Source organism: Pseudomonas frederiksbergensis (assembly GCF_900105495.1).
Lineage (GTDB): Bacteria > Pseudomonadota > Gammaproteobacteria > Pseudomonadales > Pseudomonadaceae > Aquipseudomonas > Aquipseudomonas frederiksbergensis.
Genome location: NZ_FNTF01000002.1, coordinates 1,165,117 through 1,188,815, shown reverse-complemented (window position 1 = coordinate 1,188,815; position 23,699 = coordinate 1,165,117). Strand labels below are relative to the sequence as shown.

The 23,699-nt window shown below is 59.8% G+C and carries 17 protein-coding genes; 1 reads left to right on the top strand and 16 read right to left on the bottom strand.

Going from position 1 to position 23,699, the window contains the following annotated elements:
* Positions 1-29: 29 nt before the first annotated feature.
* The 4 genes from BLW70_RS06030 to BLW70_RS06015 all read right to left on the bottom strand — a co-directional run bounded on the left by BLW70_RS06030 (position 30) and on the right by BLW70_RS06015 (position 5,226).
* Positions 30-875 carry a sulfotransferase family protein gene (locus BLW70_RS06030; protein WP_074872441.1) on the bottom strand — a complete coding sequence of 282 codons (846 nt, stop codon included), beginning with the start codon at positions 873-875 and terminating at the stop codon, positions 30-32.
* 164 nt (positions 876-1,039) lie between these two features.
* Positions 1,040-3,136 carry an efflux RND transporter periplasmic adaptor subunit gene (locus tag BLW70_RS06025; RefSeq protein ID WP_074872439.1) on the bottom strand — a complete coding sequence of 699 codons (2,097 nt, stop codon included), beginning with the start codon at positions 3,134-3,136 and terminating at the stop codon, positions 1,040-1,042.
* Complete coding sequence (locus tag BLW70_RS06020; protein ID WP_074872437.1) at positions 3,137-4,456, bottom strand: efflux RND transporter periplasmic adaptor subunit; 1,320 nt, start codon at positions 4,454-4,456, stop codon at positions 3,137-3,139. It abuts the gene before it with no gap.
* The gene (locus BLW70_RS06015; protein WP_074872436.1) at positions 4,453-5,226 is read right to left on the bottom strand and encodes an efflux RND transporter periplasmic adaptor subunit; all 774 of its coding nucleotides are present in this window, start codon (positions 5,224-5,226) and stop codon (positions 4,453-4,455) included. Before BLW70_RS06015 ends, BLW70_RS06020 begins: the two co-directional genes overlap by 4 nt.
* Positions 5,227-5,727: 501 nt before the next feature.
* Between BLW70_RS06015 and BLW70_RS06010 the strand changes: the two genes are divergently transcribed.
* Positions 5,728-6,417: an NYN domain-containing protein gene (locus tag BLW70_RS06010; protein WP_074872434.1), complete on the top strand. Its 690-nt coding sequence runs from the start codon at positions 5,728-5,730 to the stop codon at positions 6,415-6,417.
* On the opposite strand, the gene BLW70_RS06005 is transcribed toward BLW70_RS06010, so the two are convergent.
* From BLW70_RS06005 to BLW70_RS05950, 12 genes are all read right to left on the bottom strand, one after another.
* Positions 6,398-7,831 (bottom strand): efflux transporter outer membrane subunit, encoded by a 1,434-nt coding sequence (locus tag BLW70_RS06005; protein WP_413037938.1) that lies wholly within the window; start codon positions 7,829-7,831, stop codon positions 6,398-6,400. The two genes, BLW70_RS06010 and BLW70_RS06005, sit on opposite strands and share 20 nt — an antisense overlap.
* A gap of 143 nt (positions 7,832-7,974) precedes the next feature.
* Positions 7,975-9,039 (bottom strand): HlyD family secretion protein, encoded by a 1,065-nt coding sequence (locus BLW70_RS06000; RefSeq protein ID WP_074872432.1) that lies wholly within the window; start codon positions 9,037-9,039, stop codon positions 7,975-7,977.
* A gap of 26 nt (positions 9,040-9,065) precedes the next feature.
* Positions 9,066-10,601, bottom strand: a complete 1,536-nt coding sequence (locus BLW70_RS05995; RefSeq protein ID WP_074872431.1) for an MFS transporter — start codon at positions 10,599-10,601, stop codon at positions 9,066-9,068.
* 220 nt (positions 10,602-10,821) lie between these two features.
* Positions 10,822-11,742 carry a LysR family transcriptional regulator gene (locus BLW70_RS05990; RefSeq protein WP_074872429.1) on the bottom strand — a complete coding sequence of 307 codons (921 nt, stop codon included), beginning with the start codon at positions 11,740-11,742 and terminating at the stop codon, positions 10,822-10,824.
* Between the two features lie 201 nt (positions 11,743-11,943).
* Complete coding sequence (locus tag BLW70_RS05985; protein WP_074872428.1) at positions 11,944-12,810, bottom strand: ABC transporter permease; 867 nt, start codon at positions 12,808-12,810, stop codon at positions 11,944-11,946.
* A 20-nt stretch (positions 12,811-12,830) separates the two neighbouring features.
* Positions 12,831-13,691, bottom strand: coding sequence for an ABC transporter ATP-binding protein (locus BLW70_RS05980; protein WP_074872427.1), 861 nt, complete (start codon positions 13,689-13,691; stop codon positions 12,831-12,833).
* 5 nt (positions 13,692-13,696) lie between these two features.
* Positions 13,697-14,722 carry an ABC transporter substrate-binding protein gene (locus BLW70_RS05975; RefSeq protein ID WP_074872425.1) on the bottom strand — a complete coding sequence of 342 codons (1,026 nt, stop codon included), beginning with the start codon at positions 14,720-14,722 and terminating at the stop codon, positions 13,697-13,699.
* Between the two features lie 18 nt (positions 14,723-14,740).
* On the bottom strand, positions 14,741-15,637 hold the full coding sequence (locus BLW70_RS05970; RefSeq protein WP_074872423.1) for a TauD/TfdA dioxygenase family protein: 897 nt from the start codon (positions 15,635-15,637) through the stop codon (positions 14,741-14,743).
* Positions 15,638-15,823: 186 nt separating this feature from the next.
* Positions 15,824-18,370 (bottom strand): EAL domain-containing protein, encoded by a 2,547-nt coding sequence (locus BLW70_RS05965; RefSeq protein WP_074872421.1) that lies wholly within the window; start codon positions 18,368-18,370, stop codon positions 15,824-15,826.
* Between the two features lie 396 nt (positions 18,371-18,766).
* Positions 18,767-20,134, bottom strand: coding sequence for an HlyD family type I secretion periplasmic adaptor subunit (locus tag BLW70_RS05960; protein ID WP_074872420.1), 1,368 nt, complete (start codon positions 20,132-20,134; stop codon positions 18,767-18,769).
* The gene (locus BLW70_RS05955) at positions 20,124-22,280 is read right to left on the bottom strand and encodes a type I secretion system permease/ATPase (protein WP_074872418.1); all 2,157 of its coding nucleotides are present in this window, start codon (positions 22,278-22,280) and stop codon (positions 20,124-20,126) included. Before BLW70_RS05955 ends, BLW70_RS05960 begins: the two co-directional genes overlap by 11 nt.
* Positions 22,281-22,322: 42 nt before the next feature.
* Entirely contained in the window at positions 22,323-23,675 is a 1,353-nt protein-coding gene (locus tag BLW70_RS05950) for a TolC family outer membrane protein (protein ID WP_074872416.1), read from the bottom strand.
* Positions 23,676-23,699 lie beyond the last annotated feature (24 nt).

The following is a 23,699-nucleotide window of genomic DNA, read 5'->3' as shown; positions in this document are numbered from 1 at the left end:
TTTCTGAGGCATCAATGAAAACGCCGCGATCAACTGATCGCGGCGTCGGCCTTCATACGAATGACATTGGCGGCGCTGGCTGAGCCATCGAGCCAAAAAGACAACTCGGCGTACTGCTTGAACAAATCCGGCGGCAGGATCGTTCGCCTGGATTGCAATTGGACCTTGGCCTTCACCTTATGCAGCCCTGAGAGGCCGAGGGCCTGGTCGAACTCCGGTGCGTCGTAGGCCAAATGGTCGAAATCATGTTCGAACCAGGGCTCGCCGATAAAGTCGTAGACCAGCCGCATCACCCGTTCCGGTGCCTGGCTCAACAGGTCGTAATCGACAATCAGCAATGAGTCGGCCTGTTCGCCGTAATAGGCTTCCTTGAGCGCTGCCCAGGCAAACCCCACCAGGCGATTGCGCTGGGCCAGGGTTTCGCAACGGCTGTAGACCGTGTTGCGCTCGACCGCATCGCCGAACAGCTTGGTGTTTTCATAGGGGTTGGCGCGATACAAACGCTCGATGCTGTCCATGACCCAGGCGACATTGCGCACGCAGGCAATGACCTTGGCTTGCGGGAACAGATCGCGGATGGCCGGCAGGCGCGAGCTCCATAACCGATTGGTGTCGAACACCACCGGTTTGTCGGCCTTGTCGGCGTAGAAGGAATCGAACAGACCGCGAAGCAAACGACGGCGCAGATCGGTATCGATCACCGCACCGAACTCGCTGCCGGCGCTGCACTGTTCCAGAACCCCGGAAAACAGGGCGCCAACGGGGCTGGTCATGCCGGCATGAAAACGCGGGTTCTGCAAAAGGATCGCAGAAAGCAGGGTCGAGCCTGAGCGCGGCAAGCCGGAAATAAAATGGAACTGTGGCAATCCCTTCACCCTGGTCAGTCCTTTATGTATGAGGGAGCGTAGACCATGAACAGCCTTACGGGTAATGGTGTTTTGATATCAAATCGAAGCTAAATCGTCTGAAAAACGCGATTTTGGTTACAGGTTCAATGCAACACTGCCAGCCTGCGGGTAACACGGTTTCGTTGCGCTCCCTAAAAACCGCTTTCCCTTACGCCCAGCGCCGCCAACCGCCGCCAGGCGACACCCAGCAACGACTCGCCGCGCCCCTGCAACACCACAATGCCGCGCAAGGGTTGCATCGGGGTCGGTACGTTCTCGAGGACGCTCAACCGCGCCCCATATTGCGCCTGTACCGGCTCCGCTCTTTGATGCTGATCCCGGCGCACGGCAATCGGTCCATGGTGATCAGAGGTCAACGCTTCCTGATCGACAAATTCCGCGCCGTTGGTGTCGATTTCACTCAATTGCACGGCAATCGCCGGGTGCATCGGATCGTCGGCGATGAAGCGCCCGCTGGCGCCCGTGGCGACACGCCAGAGCTCGACTTCGGCCAGATACCCGCGTAACCGCGCGCCGTCTTCGACCACCCGCGCCAGCGGATCTTTGCTCGACAACCAGCGACCGACCGCCAACTGCGGCAACAGATCACGCACCTTGCCGGCATGGGGCGCCCGCAGCAGCAGGCGCTCACGCTGGGCGGCCAGGCCTCGGTATTCGGCGACCGCTTCGGCCAGGCGCTGTTCGACGATTCCGGCGTCGGCGGCGGTTTCACTGCGGCTGGCCTGACGGCGCATCTGCAACTGCTGGATCTGGATTTCACGACGGACGATGGCCTGGCGCGAATCCAGATCCGGGGATTCCAGCTCAATCAACACCTGGCCTTGGACAACCGCTTCACCATCGTGAACATTTACCGTTTTGACCCGCGCCGCGACGGGCGCGTGCAAGGCACTGGCGCGGCCAGCCTCCAGCATCGTCGGCAACTCCACGGCGCTGCGCCACGGCACGACCAGCATCAGCAACAGCCCAAACAGGGCCAGGCCAGTGAGCAGCACCCGAGGCGCATACGCCTGTTCGCGACGAGCCCACCATTGCCGCCACTCACTCATGATCGGCAGGAAGATGAACCACACCAGTTCCACCAGCATCAGGAAAATCCCCAATACCTTGAAGAACAAGTGGTAGACCGCCAGCGCAATCCCGAAAAACAACGCCGCACGCCACAGCCACGCGCCGTAACCCCAGATCAGCAAACGCCGTTGCATCTTCGGCGACCAAGGCTCTGGTGCCGGCGCGCCGTAACCGAATAAAAACTCGCGCAAGCGCCAACGACAAAGGGCAAAGGCTCGCGCTTGAAGGTTGTCGACTTGCCAATAGTCACTGAGCAAAAAATAGCCATCAAAGCGCATGAACGGGTTGAGGTTGATCACCAGCGTGGTCATCCAGGTAGCGCTGGCGAGCATGAACGCCGCCGTGCGTCCGGGACCGTCTGGCAGCAGCGACCAGGCGAGCAGCGCAAGGCTCGCCAACAGCAATTCCGCCAGCACGCCACCGGCGCCAATCAGCAGCCGCGCACGACGATCATTGACCCGCCAGGCATCGCTGACATCGGTGTAAAACATCGGCAACAACACCATGAACGCCACGCCCATGCTCTGCACCCGACAACCGGCGCGCTTGGCCATGAAGGCGTGACCGAACTCGTGGCAGAGCTTGGCAAAGAACAACGCCACGCCGAATGCCAGCGCGCCGCCGAGGCTGAATAGATGCGGGAAGGTCGCGATAAAGCGCTGCCAGTCCCGGGACACCAGAAACACGCCGAGCCCCAGCGTCACTGGCAAGCCGTAGCGCAACGCGCGCGGACCGAAGCGCTGCAGCCATGGCCAGGCGCGATTGAGAAAAGCGTCCGGGCGCCACAGCGGAATACGGAAAAACAGGTATTGGTGCAGCAAGATCTGCCACAGCGACTGGCGTTGAGCGGCCGCTTTGAGGCTGTAACTGGCGCGCTGTTGCGGATCCAGGGCGGTGATCAGGTCGTGGCTGCGCAAAAAGGCCAGCAATTGCTCTAGCTCCGCGCTATCCAGCGGCAAGCCTGGCTCACGGTTGGCGGCACGCAGTACTTGCTCGGGATCACCCAAGGACCAATGGCGCAGCAGGCGCATCGCCGCCACGCCGAGTTTGAAATAGCGACCGCGCACCGGATCGGCCAGGGTCCAGCGTGGCGAGCCATCGAGCGCTGGTGATGCAGGCGTCAGCTGCAAATCTGCGCGCAGGTTCGGCAGGCTCATCTAAAGCCCTACGCTCTGGCGCAAACCGGCCAAAGGTTTACGTAACAGGTACAGCGCCAGCGGCGCACGGTCACCGAAGACTTTCGCCGTGCCTCGCAGCCCGATGCGCGGTGGCGTCTGCTGGAAACTGGCGTCGAGACGATAAGCCAGCTGCCCGCCGGCCGTGGGTTGTGCTTCGTAAGCTGCGCGTTCAAGTCGGGCCAAATGCCGTTGCAATGGGTCACTGTCGAGAAACAGCGCAACTTGCGCGCCTGGCTCCAGCGAAATCGCATCGCCCACCGCCAGTTCGATGCGCAACTCAGCCTGGGTCGGGTCGGCGATTTCCATCAGCCGCTCGCCGGTCTGCACCGGTTTACCGGTCCAGCGTTCCGCGTCGGCGAACACCGCAATACCGGCCCGTTCGGCGCGCACTTCGCTGCGTTTGAGCAGTTCACGGGCGTAATCCCGTTCAGCACGTTTTTGCTCGACGCGTGCGGCCAGCAGATCGATTTTCGAGCTCGATTCAGCATCGGCGAACGAGCGTTGGGAATTGGCCTTCAACTCAGCTTCAGCAACGCCCAAGGCGCGCGCGGCCACATCGGCCTGGGCCCTGAGCGTGGTGCTTTCAAAGCGCAACAACAGGTCGCCGGCTTTCACCGTCTGATTGGGTTTGACCAGGAATTCGGCGATCACCCCGTCCAGCGGCGCCGCAACGACTCGGCCACCCAGCGGAACAACCTCGGCCGGCGCCAGCACCGATTGCCGCACCGGAATCAGCAGCCCGAGCAACACCACCGCGACCAGCGCTACCTGACGTTTTCGCGTCCAGCGCAGTCGCCACGGTTTGCGCGGTTGCAATGCCAGCCAGGCATGGCTGTAGGTGTCACCCAATTGCGACAGCAACACTTGCTCGGAAGGATTCCACGGCAGATCCCGCGCCAACCACAAACCGCCAAATACCTCGCCCTGGTGATCGATCAGTGGCAGCCAGAACACCTGAGCGGCGCAAAGACTTTGCCAGTCCGCCCGAATCGATTCGCCAAGAACATTCGGCGGAATCACCCGCGCCTGTTTCAGCATCTCGCGCTTGAACAACTGCGCCACGGCCTGCTCGACAAACGCCACGAATGGCGCATTCGGCTCCACCGCACTGACGCCCGTCACGGCCTGCACCTTACCGGCAATCACCAGCGCCGCGTGGCGAAAGCCGAACAGCGCCTGACCGTCATTGACCAGGCTATAGGCCAATTGCACAGGCGTACGAGCGGCGCGAGTCAGGCGTTCGAGATCCAGAAACCTTGCGAATACTTGCTCTGCGCCGCCCGCGACGGGCGCGTTCATTTAAGCTCCGCGAAACGTGCAGTGCCACTCATGCCGGCCAGCAAACCGTTGGCGCTGGGAAGCGTCGCCACCAACAGCAAGGTCTGACTGCCTTCGTCAATCCGCGCGCCGAGGCGTTTAACCGTGGCATTCAGTGGCTGACCGGTTTCATCGGGAACAAAGCTGAAGGTCTGGCCAGGCTTGAGCCGGGACATCCAGCGCGACGGCACCAGCAGATGAATTTCCAGGGTACGGTTGTCGACCACGTCCAGTAACGGCGTGCCGGCAGCGACGCTTTCATAACGCTTGACCTTGCGCTCGACAACCTGGCCATCGAACGGCGCCAGCACGCTGCAGCGTTTGACCTGAACCTGATAAACCTGGGATTGCGCCTGAGTCTCACTGACCTTGGCCGCGGCCCGCGCCACTTCAAAACGCCCGACCGAATTCAACGCCGCCAACTGCTTGTTGTGGGACAGCTCTTCACCGGCGCCACGGCTGGCAGCCTGGGCCGCATTGAGTTGGGCTTGATAAGCCGAACAATCGAAACGCGCCAGGGTGTCGCCCTTCTTGAACGACTCGCCCTCACTGAACGGCAACTCGACAATACGTCCGGACAACTCACTGGCGAGCACCGCCTGATCCCGGGCACGCAGCACGCCACGGGCCTCACTGCTGACGTTTGCACTGGCGCTGCTGTCCAGCAGCGGATCGTCGGGCGCAGGCGTTTGCGCCTGGACTGCGCACGTTACCAAGGTCAATCCAATAACCCACACACGAACACGCCGCATAACCGTAACTCCCTGACGGATGAGCGGAGTCTATGACAGCGTGGGTGGGCGTCAAGCGGATGGGCGTTATTGGATAGAAATGTAATGTTTCAAAAAGGACAAAATTTTCAGAGTGCTGAAATTAATCTTTCCGCCATGAGGGCTGGGTACCAAATCCCACACGAAATTGGGAACCATCGCTCAGTCAAAATTGAAGAGAGTGATAGACGTTTTGCGCTGTTGCTAGCCCTGCATCACGTCTTACCTTCTGTCGTAACAATCATTAACAGATGAGGCAATTCACGCCTTGACCCTCGCCCCGGCAACTGCACAAAACTGGCTCGCCGGAGCTGGAAAAGATCCAGTTGAGCGGAGCCTTGATGACTCGATGGTTGACGTGCGTAACGCACTCAATTTAGGATCAGCGCACTACTCAACCCCGTACGCAGAGATTCAGTTCTCTGGCAGTTGGGGTGAAAAAACCGGCTTCGGCCGGTTTTTTCGTTTCTGAGGATTGGATTTGTGCGCACTGCATTCTTTGTTGATGGCTACAACGTGTTCTACGGGTTGCTGGCAGACACACCTTACAAATGGCTAAATCTGCCGCAGTTACTGGCGCATATCGCCCATATTGAAAATCCTCAGAGCTCGCTAGCCTCAATTGACTACTTCACATCCTCGGTTAAACCAGAGCTGGCTACTCGCGGCATCGTTTCCAAAGAGGCTCAAGACACTTACGTCCGTGCCCTGAGGGCTCACAATGTTGCCGTTCATTATGGTCGCCACCAACTTGAACCTGCGCGCGCACCCCGATTTATCAACAAGAAGATCGGCGCCTCACGCCAAGATACAACTGCCATATGGAAGCTCGAGGAAAAGGAAACCGACGTCCATATTGCAATAAGCATGTATCGCGCAGCAGCCAGACAAGCCAAGGTCAATGGTGCTGAAGGCATCCAACAACTGGTTTTAGTTTCCGGGGATACAGACATGGCCCCCGCGCTGAGAGCTATCCGAGAAGACTTTCCCCAAATGACAGTGGGTGTCGTTCTTCCGTACAGAACAGGGTTCAAACGAACCCCACCAGGCTCGCTGAAGGAACATTCCCATTGGATGCGCAGAGTCATCTCTGCAGAAGAGCTGCGGTCACACCAGTTTCCAGACAAGGTACCTACCCGTAAGACTCCGGCGATCAAACCGGATTATTGGTAACAATATCCGCCAACGGATACACCGACTCCCATCCCCCACCCAACGCCTTGTACAACCCGACCATCGCCAGCGACACCCCGGTCGAACTCTCCACAAACTGCTCCTGAGTCGCCAACAGCGCGCCTTGCACCGTCAGTACGTTAACGAAATCCACCACCCCTTCCACATATTGCTGCTGCGCGGTGCGCAGGGCGATCTGGTTCTGGCGCACGGCTTCGGCAAGGCTGTCGCGGCGCAGTTGGCTGGCGTTGTAGGCGGTCAGTTGATCGTCGATTTCATGCCAGGCGCGCAGCACGGTTTGCTGGTAGGCGATGGCGGCTTCCTGTTGTTGGGCTTCGCGCAAGTGCAGCACGCCGCGCAGACGACCGCCGTCAAACAACGGCAAGCTGAATTGCGGGCCGATACCGAAAGAGCGCGAGCCCCAGGAGCCGAAATCGCTGAGTTGCATGGCTTGCGAACCGATGTTGCCCGACAGGGTGATTCGCGGATAGAAATCACCCTTGGCCACACCGATGTTCGCGGTCGCGGCATGCAGGCGGGCTTCGGCCTGGCGGATGTCCGGGCGGCGTTCGGCCAGTTGCGACGGCAGACCGATAGCGACCTGACGCGGGGTTTGCGGCACCGGGGCGTCTGTGGATAACTCGGCAGACAGCGCTTGCGGCGGCTCGCCCATCAACAGGCTCAAGGCGTTGATCAGTTGCGACTGGCGCTGCTCCAGCGCGGGCAGGCGCGATTCGATGGCCGCTACCTGGGCGGCGGCCTCGGCGACATCCAGGTCGGTGGCGACACCGTCGGCCAGGCGCAGTTGCGAGAGTTTCAGGCTGTGGCGGGCGACGTCGAGGTTCTCCTCAGTGACGGCGCGGGTACTTTGCACACCGCGCAGCTGAATGTAGTCCTGGACGGTTTCTGCGAGCACCGACAACAGCACGCCGCGCCGGTCGTTTTCCGCGACTTCCAGGGTCGCGTCAGCCGCTTCGGTTTCGCGGCGCACACGACCCCAGAAATCCAGTTCCCAGGACGCGGAGAAACCTCCATCCCACAAGTTATACGCCGAGTCGCCGTTGTGTCCCGACGGATCGTTCAAGCCTTCGCCGCTGTTGCGTTTACGCCCGTAGCTGCCAGTGGCGGCGGTGTTCGGGTAACGGTTGGCGGTGATCACCTGACGCACAGCGCGGCTTTGCTGCAAGCGGCTGCTGGCGAGTTTCAGGTCGAGGTTGTCGGTCAGGGCGCGTTGGGTCAGGGCCGAGAGTTTTGGATCGTGGAAGACGTCCCACCAGCGTTCGTCCATGGTGTCGGCGATGGCTTGGCTGGGGGCGGACTTTGACGGTTTCGACCACTCGGTGATTTGCTGGGGTTGAGGCTTTTGAAAGTCCGGGCCGACGGTGCAGGCGTTCAGTGAAAACAGACTCAACACAATAGCTACTGAAGGAAAGCGGCTCTTGTGGCGAGGGGGCTTGCCCCCGTTCGAGTGCGAAGCGCTCGCAGCTTTTGGGGCCGCTTCGCGGCCCAACGGGGGCAAGCCCCCTCGCCACAGGGATGGATGTCTACCGAAAATAATCACCGTTGAACAACCTCACGCTTATCGGCACTGGCAGTATCAATCCTCGCCTCCACCGACATCCCGACCCGCAACCGCTCCGCCAATGGCTGACCCGGATCAAGGACGATTTTCACCGGAATCCGCTGCACCACCTTGGTGAAATTGCCGGTGGCGTTGTCCGGCTTGACCGAGGCGAACGTCACACCCGTGGCCGGTGCGATGCTCTCGACGCGACCGCTCAGGGCCTGGCCGCCGAGGCTGTCGACACGCACTTGCACGTCCTGCCCCGGCTGCACGTCGGTCAGTTGAGTCTCCTGAAAATTGGCGACCACATAGGCCTGCGCAAGCGGCACCACCGCGAGGATTTTGCTCCCCGGCGTGACATAGGCGCCGACCCGAACGGCGCGCTCGCCGACCATACCGTCCTGAGGTGCAACGATGCGTGTGTAGGACAGCTCGTAGCTGGCCATTTCCAGCGCCGCTTGCGCCCGTTTCAGCCCGCCTTCCGCCGCGTCACGCTGGGCGGTGAGGATCTCCACCTGTTTGCGTTCCGCCGCCAGCACCGCCGTCACGTTAGCCAGCCGCGCGGTGGCCTGATCGATGCGAGTACGCGCTTGTTGGGCGTTCTGCACCGTGCCGGCGCCCACTCCGGCGAGATGGTTGTAGCGGTTCAATTCATGCTCGGCGAAGGCCATTTCAGCCTTGGCCGACACGACCGTGGCCTGGGCTTGAGCGATCACCGAAGCCTGACGTTCAAGGGTCGCACGGGCATTTTGCAGTTGCGCCCTGGCCACCAGGGTTTCAGCGTCTGCCGCTTGGGCGGCGGCACGCAAATCCCGGTCATCAATCAACGCCAGCAGCTGCCCGGCCTTGACCTGCTGGTTGTCCTCCACCAGCACTTCCTTGATGAACCCGGCCACGCGCGGCACCACCAGCGTGAAGTCCGCCGAGACAAAGGCGTCATTGGTGTTCTGTTGCGTGCGCTTGCCGAACAGGCCGGGCGCCAGCCAATACACCAGCACACCGAGCGCCACCACCGCGGCGATGCCAACGGCCACTTTTTGCTTTGATTGAGTCGTCATGAAAACCTTCTGTTTCAGTGAAGCATTCAAGTCGGCGCGCGCGGCGGATAGATCCGCGTCGGCAGCCAGAAAATCAGCAGGATCAGCGCCAGTGCGACGCCGGCCATGCACAGATAAAGATCCGAGGCCGTCAGCACCACGGCCTGCTCATGCAGCCGATGGGCAAGGCCCGCGCTGTCGGTGTCGACCAGGGGTGAGTTGCCGAGGTTGTCCACCAGCATCACCGAGTGGAAATGCAGCCTTGAGGTGGTCAACGCCTCCAGCACACCGGTGGCGATCACCGCCGCCAGGCCTTTTACGGTGTTGAACCAGGCTGAAGCGAAGGGCCCTTCCATCGGGCTGATGCTGCCGGTGGAGAGCATCAACAGCGGCAGCACCGCCATCGGCTGACCGAAGATTTGCAGCAGTTGCAGCACGTAGAAGTCGTCGCGTATCCACACCGACGTCAGCTGCGACCCACCGATGCAGGACAGCATCAGCATGCTCAGGCCGATCCCCAGCACCCAGCGGCAATCGACCCAGCGCAGGTTGCATAACGCCGCCACCAACGGCAGCGCAATCAACTGCGGCAGCGCTGCCAGCAACATGATGGGTGCGGTCTGAACCGGGCGATAACCCTGTACTTGCGCCAGGTAACTGGACGGAATGATGATCACCGCCAGCAGCACCACCAACACCCCGGCCAAGGTCAGCAAGGCGAACGACAGGTTGCGGATGCCGAGCATCTGCAGCTTGAAAAACGGCATTGGTTGCGACCATTCGTTGATCAGGAACAGTACTAACAGCAGCAACCCACCGCCGAGCAATCCGCAGATCAGGCTCGACTCGAACCAGTCCAGCCGATTGCCTTGCAAAATACCGATCACCAGCATGCAGATCGCCGGAAAACCCAGCAGCACGCCGCGCCAGTTGAATTGTTTGAAGCGCTCCAGGCGCAACGGGTCCTGGGGCAAGCCATACGCCACCGCGACCATGGCGATCAGACACGGTGCGATGATTTGCCAGAAGGTCCATTGCCATCCGACGTGTTCGGTCCACAACCCGGCCAGCGGAGTGCCAAGCCCCGGGCCGAACGTCGCGGTCAGGGCGTAACCGGCCAAACCATAAAGCTTCACGTTGGCCGGCAAAAAGCGCAGCGCGACGGTCATCAGCATCGGCGGCAATGCACCGCCTGCCAGGCCTTGCACAGTGCGCATGACCAGCAGGCTTTCATAGTTCGGAGCGAACGGGCACAACACGCCCAACAGGGTGAATGCGCTGATGGCGCAGAGGGTGAACCGCCGCAGCGAAAACGTCACCGAGCACCAAGGTGCGAAGGCCATGGCGGCCACCGAGGTCGCGGTGTAACTGGCGACCAGCCAGGTGCCTTCGTCGTAGCCGATGGCCAATGCGCCGCGGATGTCGGCGAGGGCAACCTTGGTCACCATCTCGTTCAGGCCCGACACCAGCACCGCCAACAACACGCCCACCAGGCCGATGATGATCCGCGGACCAAAAACCGGTGGCGTGACGGCAGCCGGGCTGGCCGCGGCGAGAGGTGCCGTGACCGTGAGGGAAGTCATGACTGCAAGCTCCGGGGTTTGAATACCGAAGCATTTTAAGAAGCGCGAGACCTTACGAAAATTGACTTATTGGCAGTTTATAAGTGCGCCCCATGCAGCAATACAAATCCCCTGTGGGAGCGAGCCTGCTCGCGACAGGGCCATAACATTCAACATTTATGCTGACTGATCCAACGCTATCGCGAGCAGGCTCACTCCCACAGGGGGACAGCGTTCAATTTCAAATGGGTTGTGCCGCCAGCCACGTTTCGTCGCAACAGGCTTTCAGGGTTTCGCGCAGCCAGCGATGGGCCGGATCCTTGTCGAAACGCGGGTGCCAGGCTTGGGTCAGCATTAGGGTGGGCAAGGGAATCGGCAGGGTAAACGAGCGCAGCTTCAGGCCCAGGCGCTGGACGCTCAGCAAGGCTTCCTTGGGCACCGGCAGAATCAAATCGGAATCAGGCAAGGCAAACATCGCCGCATGGAAACTCGGCGCAATCACCGCCACCCGCCGTTCCAGCCCTAAGGCATTGAGCGCGGTATCGATCGGGCCTCGGGCGATGCCGCGACGGGACATGCTGATATGGGAAAACCCGGCGTAACGCTCGGCTGTGATCTCCTCATCGAACAGCGGGTGGTCTTCGCGAACCAGGCCGACGAAATGAGTAGAGAACAGGTTCTGAATCTTCACTTCCGGAGTCAGCGGTCGGGTATTGCTGATGCTCAGGTCGATCCGCCCTTCGCGCAACGCTTCGTCATCGCCGTCGCCTTCCGGCACAAAACGCAGCTCGCAGTGCGGCGCCTGACGATCCAGGGTGTCGAAGAGTTTTCCACCGTAAACGCCGACGAAAAAGTCGTTGGCGCGAATACTGAAACGACGGCGCAGCGTGCCCAGCTCCACCGCATCGGCCGAGCGAAACAACAGCGCGGCCTGCTCCACCACGTCACGCACCTGCTCGCGCAACGCCAGCGCCTTGGGCGTTGGCACCAGGCCACGCCCGGCGCGCACCAGGATCGGATCGCCGATGGCCTCGCGAATCCGCGTCAGCGTCCGGCTCATCGCCGCCGGGCTGAGGTTCATCCGCCGCGCGGCGCCTACCACACTGCCCTCGTCGAGCAAGGCGTCGAGGGCGACCAACAAATTCATGTCCGGGAGTTGCATGCTGAGCACTCATGGCTGATCTGGATTGATCCAGACGCAATGCTAGCAAACATCCCCTGGCTGATGTGTTAGCTGGCTTGGCCCCATCGCGAGCAGGCTCACTCCCACAGGGTTATGTGTCGAATACAGGGTCTGCATCCACTGAAGATCACTGTGGGAGTGAGCCTGCTCGCGATGGCGTCAGACCTGTCACCACAAATCTTACCGCTGCATCCCCCACCGCTTCACCGTCACCCGTTCCAGAGTGCTGAACACCAGATTTTCCACCAACAAGCCGATCAGGATCACCACCGCCAACCCGGCAAACACCTTGTCGGTGTACAGCTCATTACGGTTCTGGAAGATGTACCAGCCCAAACCACCCTTGCCACTGGTTGCACCAAACACCAACTCAGCCGCGATCAACGTGCGCCAGGCGAACGCCCAACCGATTTTCAGCCCAGCAAGAATCGACGGTAATGCTGCCGGGATCAGGATGAACAGCACGAAACGCATGCCTTTGAGGCCATAATTGCGTCCGGCCATGCGCAGGGTTTCCGAGACACCGAGGAACCCGGCATAAGTGTTCAACGCCAGCGCCCAGAGCACCGAATGCACCAACACGAAAATCAGACTGTTCTGCCCCAGGCCGAACCACAGCAACGCCAGCGGCAACAGAGCAATCGCCGGCAGCGGGTTGAACATCGAGGTCAACGTACTCAACAGGTCGCGGCCGAACTGCGTCGACACCGCCAGGGTAGTCAGGGCAAATGCCAGGACAATGCCGATCAGGTAACCCTTGAGCAACACCACCAGCGAAATCCACACCTTGCCCAGCAACTCGCCGCTGAGCAAACCGTCGTACAGCGCGCTCGCGGTTTGCAGAAAACTTGGCAGCAGCAGGTCGTTGTCCTGAACGCGGGCAACCACCTCCCACAGGACCGCGAGCAAAATCAGGATCAGGCTTTTGCGTAACCAGCATTGTTGCCACAGACGCTGAGCGAGCGGCAATTCACGCTCCAGCGGCACGCTCGTCAGCGGCTGCAACACCGTTTCAAATTCTTCACGCGGGGATGATAAAAGGCTCATCGGGCACTCCTCTCAATGGCTCAATAAGCGATGCGGATGTCGGAGAAATCCAGCTCACGCACGGTTTGCGGGGACTGACCTTCATCGAACAACAACCGATGAATACGTCGCGCCGACTCCTGAAAGGCCACGCCGCCAAGGCTGTGCAAGTCGTATTGATGGCTGTGGACTTCCGCCCGCACCCGTCCCGGATGCGGCGATAGCAGCAGGATTCGATTGCCCACCACCAACGCTTCTTCGATGGAGTGCGTGACGAACAGCAGCGTGAAGCGCACTTCTTCCCAGAGCAGCAGCAATTCTTCCTGCATCTTGCGGCGGGTCAGTGCATCGAGGGCGGCAAAGGGTTCGTCCATCAAGAGGATTTTCGGCTGCATGGCCAGTGCACGAGCAATCGCCACCCGCGCTTTCATGCCGCCGGACAACGTATGCGGATAGGCATCGGCAAACGCCGCCAGACCGACCTTGTCCAGATAGTGCAGCGCCCGCTCCTCGGCCTCTTTGCGCTTGAGGGTTTTCGAGGCAAGCAGCGGAAACATCACGTTCTGTTTGACGGTTTTCCACGGCGGCAGTTGATCGAACTCCTGGAACACCACGATCCGGTCCGGCCCCGGGGCATGAACGGTTTGCCCCTGAAGACGTATTTCCCCTTCACAGGGCTGGATGAACCCGGCGACCGCCTTGAGCAACGTTGATTTGCCGCAACCGGACGGCCCGAGCAGTACAAAGCGGTCTGCCGGATCGATTTCAAAACTGACCTGATGGGTCGCTCGAACCACCCGCTGAGGCGTGCGGTATTCGAGGCTGACGTTGTCGACCGACAGCAGCGCTTGGGCTGGCGCGATCGGTTTGCTGACCGTGTGGCCTTGCAAAGGGGCGTTCATCTCGGTCAGCTCCCTTGCAGCGGTTTGGCGTCCTGGAAGAAGTAGTCCTTCCACGAATCCGGTTTGTTTTTGATCGCGCCAACGCGATAAAGGAATTCGGCCAGCGGGTAAGTATTTTTCGGCGTGACGCTGAATTCGAACTGCGGGTTATCGATGATTTTCAGCAGCGCAGCGCGGTCGATTTTCGCCTTGGTGACGCGGATGTACGTGTCCGCCGCCGCGCCTTTATCGTTCTGGGCGAACTCGGCCGCCTCGGTCAGTGCCTGGACGAACGCCTTATAGGTTTTCGGGTTCTCGTCGCGGAATTTCTCGGTAGCGAACAACACCGTCGGCGAGTTCGGACCGAGCACGTCATTGGAATTGAGCACAACGTGGACGTTAGGGTTGGCCAGTTCCTGATCCTGGAACGGCGGGTTGGAAAAGTGCCCGGTCAACTCGGTGCCGCCGGCAATCAGCGCCGCCGTGGCGTCGGGGTGCGGAACGGCGATGGTGTACTTGTCGAGGCGGTTGAATTCCTTGTCGCCCCACTGTTTGGCAGCCGCGTATTGCAGGATGCGCGACTGCACCGACACGCCGACCGCCGGCACCGCGATGCGGTCCTTCTCGGTGAAGTCGGCGATGGTTTTGACCTTGGGGTTGTTGCTCACCAGGTAGTACGGGAAGTTGCCGAGGGAGGCGACGGCTTTGACGTTTTGCTTGCCGTGGGTGCGGTCCCAGATGGTCAGCAGCGGACCGACGCCCGCACCGGCAATATCAATGGAACCGGAGAGCAACGCATCGTTGACCGCCGCACCGCCGGAGAGTTGGGTCCAGTCGACCTTGATGTCGATGCCTTCCTGCTTGCCGTACTTCTCGATCAGGTTCTGGTCGCGCACCACATTGAGCAACAGATAAACAATGCCGAACTGCTCGGCGATGCGGATTTCACCTTCAGCATGGGCCACGGTCGGCGCCACCAGGCTGCCGGTGATCAGGCTGAAACCCAGGCCGATGGCCGCAGCCAATGGTGCAAATGGAAGACGTTTGGACATGAGAGTTTCTCCGACAAATCAGAAAGGCGCGTCGCCCTGGATGGTGGTGCGATACAACTTGCGGCGCAGGTAGCTTGGGCATCCGGCGGCGAGATGAATCAGCGAACGGTTGTCCCAGAACACCAGGTCGTGGGCCTGCCATTGATGGCGGTAGATGTTTTGCGGCAGCACGCTGTGGGCGTAGAGCTCATCAAGCAATTGCTTGCTCTCGTCTTCCGGCAAACCAACGATGCGCGTGGTGAAACCCTCGCTGACGAACAACGCCTTGCGACCGTTTTCCGGGTGAGTGCGAACAATCGGGTGGACCACTTCAGCCACCTGAGCCAGTTGCTCGGGCGTCAGCGTCGGGCGCCAGTTGCCTTCGAATTTGGTCTCGCTGTAACGCGCCGTGTAGGAGTGCGCGGCCGAGCGACCTTCGACAGCTTTGCGCAACGCTTCGGGCAGGTTGTCCCAGGCTTTGTGCATGTCGGCGAACAGCGTGTCGCCGCCCTCGGACGGCAGCTCCTGGGCGTGCAGCATCGAACCCAGGCTTGGCAGTTCTTTATAGGACAGGTCGGAATGCCAGAACTTGCCGGCGTCACCGAGGCCGATGGATTGGCCGTTCTCGATGATGTTGGAAACGATGAGGATTTCCGGGTGCCCGGCCAGCAGGAATTGCTTGAGCACGTGGATCTGCAACACACCGAAACGGCGGCTAAAGGCAATGTGTTGCTCGGGGGTAATGCGCTGGTCGCGGAACACCACGACGTGATGATCCAGGTGCGCGCGGTGGATGCGGGCGAAGTCCTGATCATTGATCGGGCGGGACAGGTCGAGGCCGATGATTTCGGCACCGACGGCGCCACTGAACGGGCGGATGTCGAAGGTTTGCGGCGCGATGTTCGCGGCGCTTGGGAAAGCCGTTGCTGCAGACATAAATCACTCCCACGCACGGCACGCTCAAGGGCGCGCGCGTCGATCAAGAAACTCACGGAGGGCCCGTGTTGGTTCGTGTCGTGCGGCGCGCCGATTGGTCGGCAGGTACGCAGGAGAATGACTTTATAGATATAAGAACTGAAATTTAAATACCGTTAGCGAATAACGATATGGCTTTTGGCGCACTCAGACGAATGCATAGCGTTTTTCCAGCCAACAACCCAAATCCTCCGCCGCCAAGGGTCTGGAGATCAGGAATCCTTGCGCGATCCGGTAACCCTGATTTTGCAGAATGCGCTGTTGTTCCAATGTCTCGATCCCCTCGGCCACGACTCTTAATTGCAAACTTTCGCCGATGCGAATGACGGCCTCGCTCAGTGCCTGACTGGTTGCGTCGCTTTCCAGATCATGCACAAAACTACGATCAAGCTTAAGTTCCTGGATCGGCATACGCCGCAAGTAACTCAGGCTGGAATAACCCGTGCCGAAATCATCCATCGCCAGGCTGATGCCCAGCGCATGCACCTCTTCAATCGTGGTCAGGGTATCGGGGTTGGTGTCCATCAGAACACTTTCGGTAATCTCCAGCGTCAGGTCCTTTGCCTGCAAACCATGTTGCTCAAGTGTCCTGGCGATGATGTTCGACAGATTGCGATTATGGAAATTGGTCGGCGACATGTTCACCGACACGGTCGGAACCCGCAGCCCTTGCTGCCGCCAAGTCGCCAATTGGCGGCAGGCCTCACGCAATGCCCATAAGCCGAACTCACCGATCAAGCCGCATTCTTCCGCCAGCGGAATAAAACACGTAGGCGAGACTTCCCCTAATTGAGGATGAGTCCATCGCGCAAGGGCCTCAATGCCATAGAGCTCGGATCCGCCAAGGTCAATCTGCGGCTGATAAACCAAATGCAGGGCTTCGCCATCAATGGCTTCACGTAAAGCGGCCTCTAGACGCAAACGTCCTTGGGCCAGTTGATCCAATCCGTCACTGAAAAAACAGACACGCCCGCGGCCGCTGGTCTTGGCTTGATACATTGCCATATCGGCACGATGCAGCAACACCTCCATCGTACGACCGTCATCTGGAAACATACTGACGCCGATACTCACCGAAGGCTTAAGGGTCACGCCTGAGATCTGGCACGGAGCGCTCAGTTGCCCTCTCATCTGTTCTATCAAGTCGGTGGCATGCACCAACGTGCACTGCGGCAGGACCAGAACGAACTCATCACCTGATAGCCGGCTGACAATATCGCTTTCCCGCCGACGTTCGGACAATCGATGAGCAATGACGCGCAAGAACTCATCCCCGGCGGGGTGTCCAAGGGAGTCGTTGACCTGCTTGAATCGATCCAGATCGATAAACACCACAGCCAGGCTCGATTGATGCCGCGAAGCTTGAGCAATGGCCTGTTCGGCCCGGGCATGCAACAAGTTGCGATTGGCCAACCCCGTCAGGTCGTCATAGAACGCCAATTGGCGTATGTGCAGGCGCGACTCCTCACGCTCCAACGCCAGGGCGCACAAATGGATGCACGCATCGACCAGCAAATAGTGAAGTGGGCTCGGCTCGCGCGCGTCGCGGTAATAGAACGCGAACGTGCCCAATACTCGTCCGTCGCTGGATTTTATCGGCGTTGACCAACAGGCCTTCAAACCGAGTGGCAGCGCCAGATCACGGTATTGCTCCCAGAACGGGTGAGAAGCGATGTCGCTGACCATGACCGATTCGCCACTGAACGCCGCTGCCCCGCAAGAACCGGACTCGGGCCCGATTGCCGTCCCATCCAGCGCCTTGGAGTAAGCGGGCGGAAGACCAGGGGCCGCCAACGTATGCAGCAACCCCTGCCCATCGACCCGCAATACCGTCGCAATCACTTCCGGTGCAATTCGCTGCACTTCCACACACGCCAGGTTCATCAACGTTACCAGCGACTCTTCACGAACCATCGCTTCCAACATTTTATGGCGCAGCACTTCATGCATCCGTGTGTGGGTCACATCGATCATCACACTCACGGTATTGGTCAGGTGCCCGTGAGGGTCGTGAACCGGGTAGGTGGTGACGTTACACCACACGCGTTGGCCACCTCGGTCATAACCGAATTCCTGCCCATGATAAGCATCATTCTTGACGAGCTGATGGCGGATCGCTGCGATGCGCGAAGGCGTGAAGTAGGGCGCCAATACTTCGATTGGCGTCTTGCCGACAACGTCTTGCGCGATGTAACCGAACATTTGCGTGAAGCCGTCATTGACGTAAATGATCGCCCCTGACGCGTCAGTGATGATGATCGCGTTCTCGGTGGTATCGACCACCAATGACAACAGGTACAACCGACGCTGCTCTTCATGTTGCCGGGTAATGTCTTTGATAAATGCGGCGTAGAGGATCTGCCCCTGAGTGTCGATCCTGGAAATGGACATTGACCCCCATCGCCGGGAGCCGTCCTTGCACTCGATCAGCACATCGCGACTGGTGCCGACGATTTTGTTGATGCCGGTACGGCGGTTCGCTTCGATATAACTGTCGTGCAGGGGTCGAATCAGTTTCGGGACCAGTTGCTCGACATTTCGGCCCAAGACCTCGTCACGGCCGTATCCCCAGAGTTTTTCCGAGGCCTCATTAAACAGAATGATCCTGTTTTGACTGTCGATGACCACGACACTGTCAACGCTTTGCTCCAGAGTCTGGATGAAGACTTGCGAGAGATCCTTACGGTTCGACATGGCGGTGATCTACTGAATAGGAAGCGATGAGGGGCTGGGATCCTTCCCAAATATCAGGCGCTCGGCGAGGCAAACCCAGCCGATTTCCGTATGCGGTCGAGTTGATCGAAATGAGGGGTCAATAACTGGCTGAATGAAATCGCAACGGCACGCGAAAAAGGTTGAAGCGTGCAGCAGGACTTTGCGAAGACATTTGAAGTATCTGCATGCGGCATGCGGCATGTCTCTTTATTAGTAGAAGTATCGGTCTTATGCCGATATCAATATGCCGCTACTGCACCCTTGCATGCTTGATTCAAATCAATTGGCAAGTCGAAAAGGGATATGACTTTTTGACAAACGACGTCATTTGACGCCGCCTGCTCACGAAAAAGGGCCGCCAGCCCCAGACAGAAATTACCGCTCGTGCAACGCCTCGGCTCGCGCACGAATAATCGGCTTGAGCAGGTAGCTGAGCACAGTCTTCTTGCCAGTAATGATGTCCACCGAAGCCACCATCCCCGGGATGATCAGCAGCGGCTTTTCATCCGTGCCCAAATGGCTGCGGTCAGTGCGCAGCTTGATGATGTAGTAGGTGTTTTTCTTGTCTTCGTCGGTGATGGTGTCAGCACCGATCTGCTCAAGCCTAGCCTTCAGCCCACCGTAAATGGTGTAGTCATACGCCGTGAACTTCACCGTCGCTTCCTGCCCCGGATGCAGGAAGGCGATGTCTTGCGGACGTACTTTCGCTTCCACCAGCAAGGTGTCGTCCAGCGGCACGATTTCCACCAGGTCGCTGCCCGGCTGGATCACGCCGCCGATGGTGTTGACCAGCAATTTGTTGACGATGCCGCGCACCGGCGAGGTGACCAGCGTCCGGCTGACCCGGTCTTCCAGCGCCTTGCCGGTGGCCTGGGCCTTGTTCAGATCCGTGCGCGCTTCATTGAGTTGAGTCAGTGCTTCGCTGCGGAATTTGCCACGAGTCTCGTCGATTTTGCGCTGCACTTCCTTGATCGCCGATTGGGCGCGAGGAATGGCCAGGGTGGTCGCGTCCAGTTGCCCGCGGGTTTCAACCTCGGCGCGCTTGAGTCGCAGCACTTCAACCGGCGATACCGCGCCCTGGGCCACCAACGGCTCGGACATGTTGATTTCCTGACGCTGCAGCGCAAGACCGTTGCGGTACTGCGACTGCTTGGAAGTGAACTCGCGCAGCTCTTGCTGACGCTGGATCAACTGCTCCTCCAAACCGCCAATTTCATCGTGCAACTGCTGGCGGCGACTGATGTACAGCGACTCCTCGCTGGCTGCCTGACCGGGGACGGCCTTGAGCACATCCGCCGGGAAGTTCAGCGGGCGGTCATCGACTTCCGCGCTCAAGCGTTCGACTCGCAGCAGCATGGACAATCGATCGGCCTCGGTTTCGCCGACGTTGGAGGCGAATCGCGTGTCGTCCAGGCGAATCAGCGGCGCGCCGGCTTCAACGATCTGCCCTTCGGTCACGAACAACTCGGAGACGATACCGCCCTCCAGGTTCTGGATTTTCTGGATCTTGGACGAGGGAATCGCCTTGCCATCGCCCTTGGTGACTTCGTCGACCACGGCGAAGTTGGCCCAGAGCAACAGGAACACGAAGAAGCCAATGATCGCCCAGATGGTCAGCCGCACTACACGCGGTGCGTCTTCGATCAGCGCTTTGTTGACCTCGGGAAGTGGCTGGCCATGCAGCGAATCGGAGCCTTTGAAATAACGGCCGATCGAATTCTTTAAACCCGACTTAAGCAACACTGATCTGCCCCTTCTTCAACGCTTCCATCACCGCGGCTTTCGGGCCGTCGGCGAGAATTTGCCCGCGGTCGATGACGATCAGACGATCCACCAGCGACAACAGCGAAGCCCGGTGCGTTACCAGCACCACGGTTTTGTTTTCAACCACCACCGCGAGGCGTTGCTTGAGGCGTTCTTCGCCGGTGTTGTCCATGGCGCTGGTCGGCTCGTCGAGCAGCAGGATCGGCGGGTTGAGCAGTAGCGCACGGGCCAGGGCGACGTTCTGGCGCTGACCGCCAGACAGGTTCTGCCCACGCTCGCCCACTTGCAGCTCATAACCCTGTGGGTGCAGGCGGGCGAATTCGTGGACGCCGGCCAGTTCGGCAGCTTGCAGCACCATTTCGTCTTCGACATAGCGCGCGCCCGACACCAGGTTGTCGCGCAGGGTGCCGGCCAGTAGCTGGATGTCCTGGGCCACGTAGCCAATGTTGTGGCGCAATTCGCTGACGTCGATCTGACGGATATCGACGCCATCCACCAACAGGGCGCCATCGTCCGGCTGGTAGAGGCCTACGAGCAGCTTGGCCAGGGAGCTTTTCCCCGAGCCGCTGCGCCCGATGATGCCGATTTTCTCGCCAGGCTTGATGGTCAGGTTGATGTTCTTCAGCGCCGCGTTCTGTTGGTTCGGGTAGGTGAAGTTCATCTGCCGGCATTCGATGGCGCCTTGCAGCACATTGCGGCTCAGTGGACGTTCATCGAAGTTGCGCTCTTGCGGCAGCTCCATCATCTGATCGACCGAGACCATGGTCACCCGCGCTTGCTGGTAACGCGTCAACAGGCCGGACAACGAGGCCAGCGGGCTGAGCGCGCGGCCACTGAGCATGTAGCAGGCGATCAAACCGCCCATGCTCAGGTGACCGTCGATGATCTGGTACACGCCGAAGACGATCATGATCACCCCGGCCAGTTGCTGGATCAGCAAGGTGATGTTCATCGCCAGACCGGAAAGCATTTTCACCCGCAGCTCGAGTCGGCTGAGGGTGCCGATGGTTTGCTCCCACTGATATTGACGTTCGCTTTCGGCGTTGTTGACCTTCACAGCGTCCAGGCCGGCGAGGGTTTCGATCAGGCTCGACTGCCGCTCGGCGCCCAGCGCCATGGTTCGCTCCATGGTCGCCACCAGCGGCTTCTGCAAGGCATAGCCGATCAGCAGGGCAATCGGGAACGCCAGCACCGGAATCCACACCAGATGCCCGCCGAGAATGGCGATGACCATGAAGATCAGCAATGTAAACGGCAGGTCGATCAGGCTGGTGAGGGTCAGCGAGGCGAGGAAGTCGCGCAGGCTCTGAAACTCATGGATGTTCTGGGCAAAGCTGCCGACCCGCGCCGGGCGGTACTTCATGGCCATGCCGACGATGCGCTCGAACAACGTGGCCGAGATGATCAGGTCGGTTTTCTTCCCGGCCAGGTCGAGGCAGAGGCTGCGCAGGCTTTTGAGGATCAGGTCGAACAGGTAAGCACCGGTGATACCGATGGCCAGGACCCATAGGGTCGATTCGGCCTGGTTCGGCACGACGCGGTCGTAGACGTTCATCACGAACAGCGGCGCGGCCATGGCAATGATGTTGATCAGGAAACTGGCGGCGATGGCGTCGGCGTACAGCCAGCGCGAACGCTTGAGGGTGTCGCGGAACCACGAGCGCGCGCGCGGGATCAGCGTGCCGTGATTGACGTCGAATTTGTGCTGGGGTTGAGCAAAGAACACTTTGCCGATGTAGTCATCGGCCAGCAGTTCGCGGCTGACGACACTTTCGCCGCCATCGCTTTCGCTGAGCAGCAGGCGCGCCTGGTCGTCACCGTGCCAACCAAGCAGGACGGCACTACGACCGTCCTTGAGCAGCAACAGCGCCGGCATGGCAATCGCCGGGATCTGCTCCAGTTTGCGCACCAGCACCCGCCCTTGCAGGCCGGCGCGAGCGGCCGCGCGGGGCAGCAGCTCAACACTCAGGCGCTGCTTGGGCAACGGCAGGCCGGTGGTCAACATCGCGGCGCTGGCCGGTTTCTGATGCAGGACGCAAAGAGCCAGCAAGCCGTCCAGTAATGGATCGTCGTGCAGCGCGCGTGGATCATGAATGAGTTGAACTCGACTGACTTCTGATTCCACGCTCGGCACTCTTGGCTAACAATTGAACAATGAAGGTTCTGCTCAGTTCATACCGGGCAGTTGAACCTTGGGCTTCACGTCGTTCTGCACAACGGATGCCAACGGTGCCACCACTCCCTGGCTTTTGAGCAACTCGCCCATGGTCGCCTTGATTCGGTACTGAGTAAATAACTGAATGTTCTTGATCTCCGCCAGACGGCGAGAAGCCGAGAATAGCTCGTTTTCACTGTCGAGCAGGTCGAGCAAGGTGCGTTCACCCAGACTGAACTGCTTCTGATAGGCAGTACGCACGCTGGTGCTGCGATCGACATATTGCTGAGCGATCGGTACTTGGGCGTTAGCGTTGTTCAAGGCATTCCAGGCCAGGCCCAGTTCTTCGTTCAACACACGCAGGGCGTTGTTGCGAATGTCCAGTGCCTGGTTGGACAGGTAAGACTTGGCTTCCAGATCAGCCTTGTTGCTGCCGCCGGAATACAGGTTGAAGCGCATGCGCAACATGGCCTGCCATTCATTGCTGTGACCGTTCTGGCCGTCGATATCGTTGTCGGCAGAGCGGCCCAATTCGGCATCGAAACGCGGGTAGAAGGTCGACTTGGCGGCTGCGTACTGCTTCTCGGCAGCGGCGATGTCCGACTCGGCGGAACGCAGGATAGGGCTGTTTTCCAGCATCTGCGCCCGGGCTTCATTCAGGTTGGCCGGCAACAGCGCCATGAAATCGGAAGGACGCTCCAGCTGATCGGGCATCTGGCCGACGGCGCTGAGGAAGTTGGTCTCGGCGTCAGCCAGGTTGGTCTGTTCGGTGATCAGGTTGTTGCGAGCCTGGGCCATACGCGCTTCGGCTTGATCGAGGTCGGCGCCACTGCCCACGCCACGCTGGGTGCGCAACTTGATCTGGTCGAAAGTCCGTTCGTGGTTCTTCAGGTTGTCGGTCGCCAGACGCACGAACTCACGGCGGGTCAGCACGTCGAGATACACCTGGGCGACGGTGAGCGCGGTGCGTTCGGAGGTGCCCAGCAAGGAGTAAGCGCGGGAATTAACGGTGGCTTGTTGACGCCCCACTTCACTCGACGTCGCAAAACCGTCAAAAACCATTTGCGACAACCGCACGCTCGATTCACTGCGAGTCAGGGTTTCCCAGTGATTGTTGTTGCCGGCGCCACGGGTGGTGACGTTGTCAGTGCCTTCGCGACCATATCCGCCAAGCAGATCGACCTTTGGGAGGTATCCCCCTTTTGCTGCCTTTAATTGATAATCCGCGGCCAATCGACTGTTAACGCCTGCCTGGATCTCCGGATGGACATCCAATGCCTGTTGCATGGCTTCCGGTAGGGACTGCGCCTGAACGAAACTGGCGGCAAGGGCGAAGGGTAAAGCCTTGAGCAGGTGCAAACGCATGGTTGGAATTTCCAGGATTTACTT

Excerpts from the sequence above, each read along its gene's own strand:
- BLW70_RS05970 (WP_074872423.1), bottom strand. The coding sequence starts at position 15,637 with ATGTCTGCAGCAACGGCTTTCCCAAGCGCCGCGAACATCGCGCCGCAA.
- BLW70_RS06015 (WP_074872436.1), bottom strand. The coding sequence starts at position 5,226 with ATGCGGCGTGTTCGTGTGTGGGTTATTGGATTGACCTTGGTAACGTGC.
- BLW70_RS06020 (WP_074872437.1), bottom strand. The coding sequence starts at position 4,456 with ATGAACGCGCCCGTCGCGGGCGGCGCAGAGCAAGTATTCGCAAGGTTT.
- BLW70_RS05995 (WP_074872431.1), bottom strand. The coding sequence starts at position 10,601 with ATGACTTCCCTCACGGTCACGGCACCTCTCGCCGCGGCCAGCCCGGCT.
- BLW70_RS05950 (WP_074872416.1), bottom strand. The coding sequence starts at position 23,675 with ATGCGTTTGCACCTGCTCAAGGCTTTACCCTTCGCCCTTGCCGCCAGT.
- BLW70_RS05985 (WP_074872428.1), bottom strand. The coding sequence starts at position 12,810 with ATGAGCCTTTTATCATCCCCGCGTGAAGAATTTGAAACGGTGTTGCAG.
- BLW70_RS05965 (WP_074872421.1), bottom strand. The coding sequence starts at position 18,370 with ATGTCGAACCGTAAGGATCTCTCGCAAGTCTTCATCCAGACTCTGGAG.
- BLW70_RS06000 (WP_074872432.1), bottom strand. The coding sequence starts at position 9,039 with ATGACGACTCAATCAAAGCAAAAAGTGGCCGTTGGCATCGCCGCGGTG.
- BLW70_RS05980 (WP_074872427.1), bottom strand. The coding sequence starts at position 13,691 with ATGAACGCCCCTTTGCAAGGCCACACGGTCAGCAAACCGATCGCGCCA.
- BLW70_RS05975 (WP_074872425.1), bottom strand. The coding sequence starts at position 14,722 with ATGTCCAAACGTCTTCCATTTGCACCATTGGCTGCGGCCATCGGCCTG.
- BLW70_RS06025 (WP_074872439.1), bottom strand. The coding sequence starts at position 3,136 with ATGAGCCTGCCGAACCTGCGCGCAGATTTGCAGCTGACGCCTGCATCA.
- BLW70_RS05990 (WP_074872429.1), bottom strand. The coding sequence starts at position 11,742 with ATGCAACTCCCGGACATGAATTTGTTGGTCGCCCTCGACGCCTTGCTC.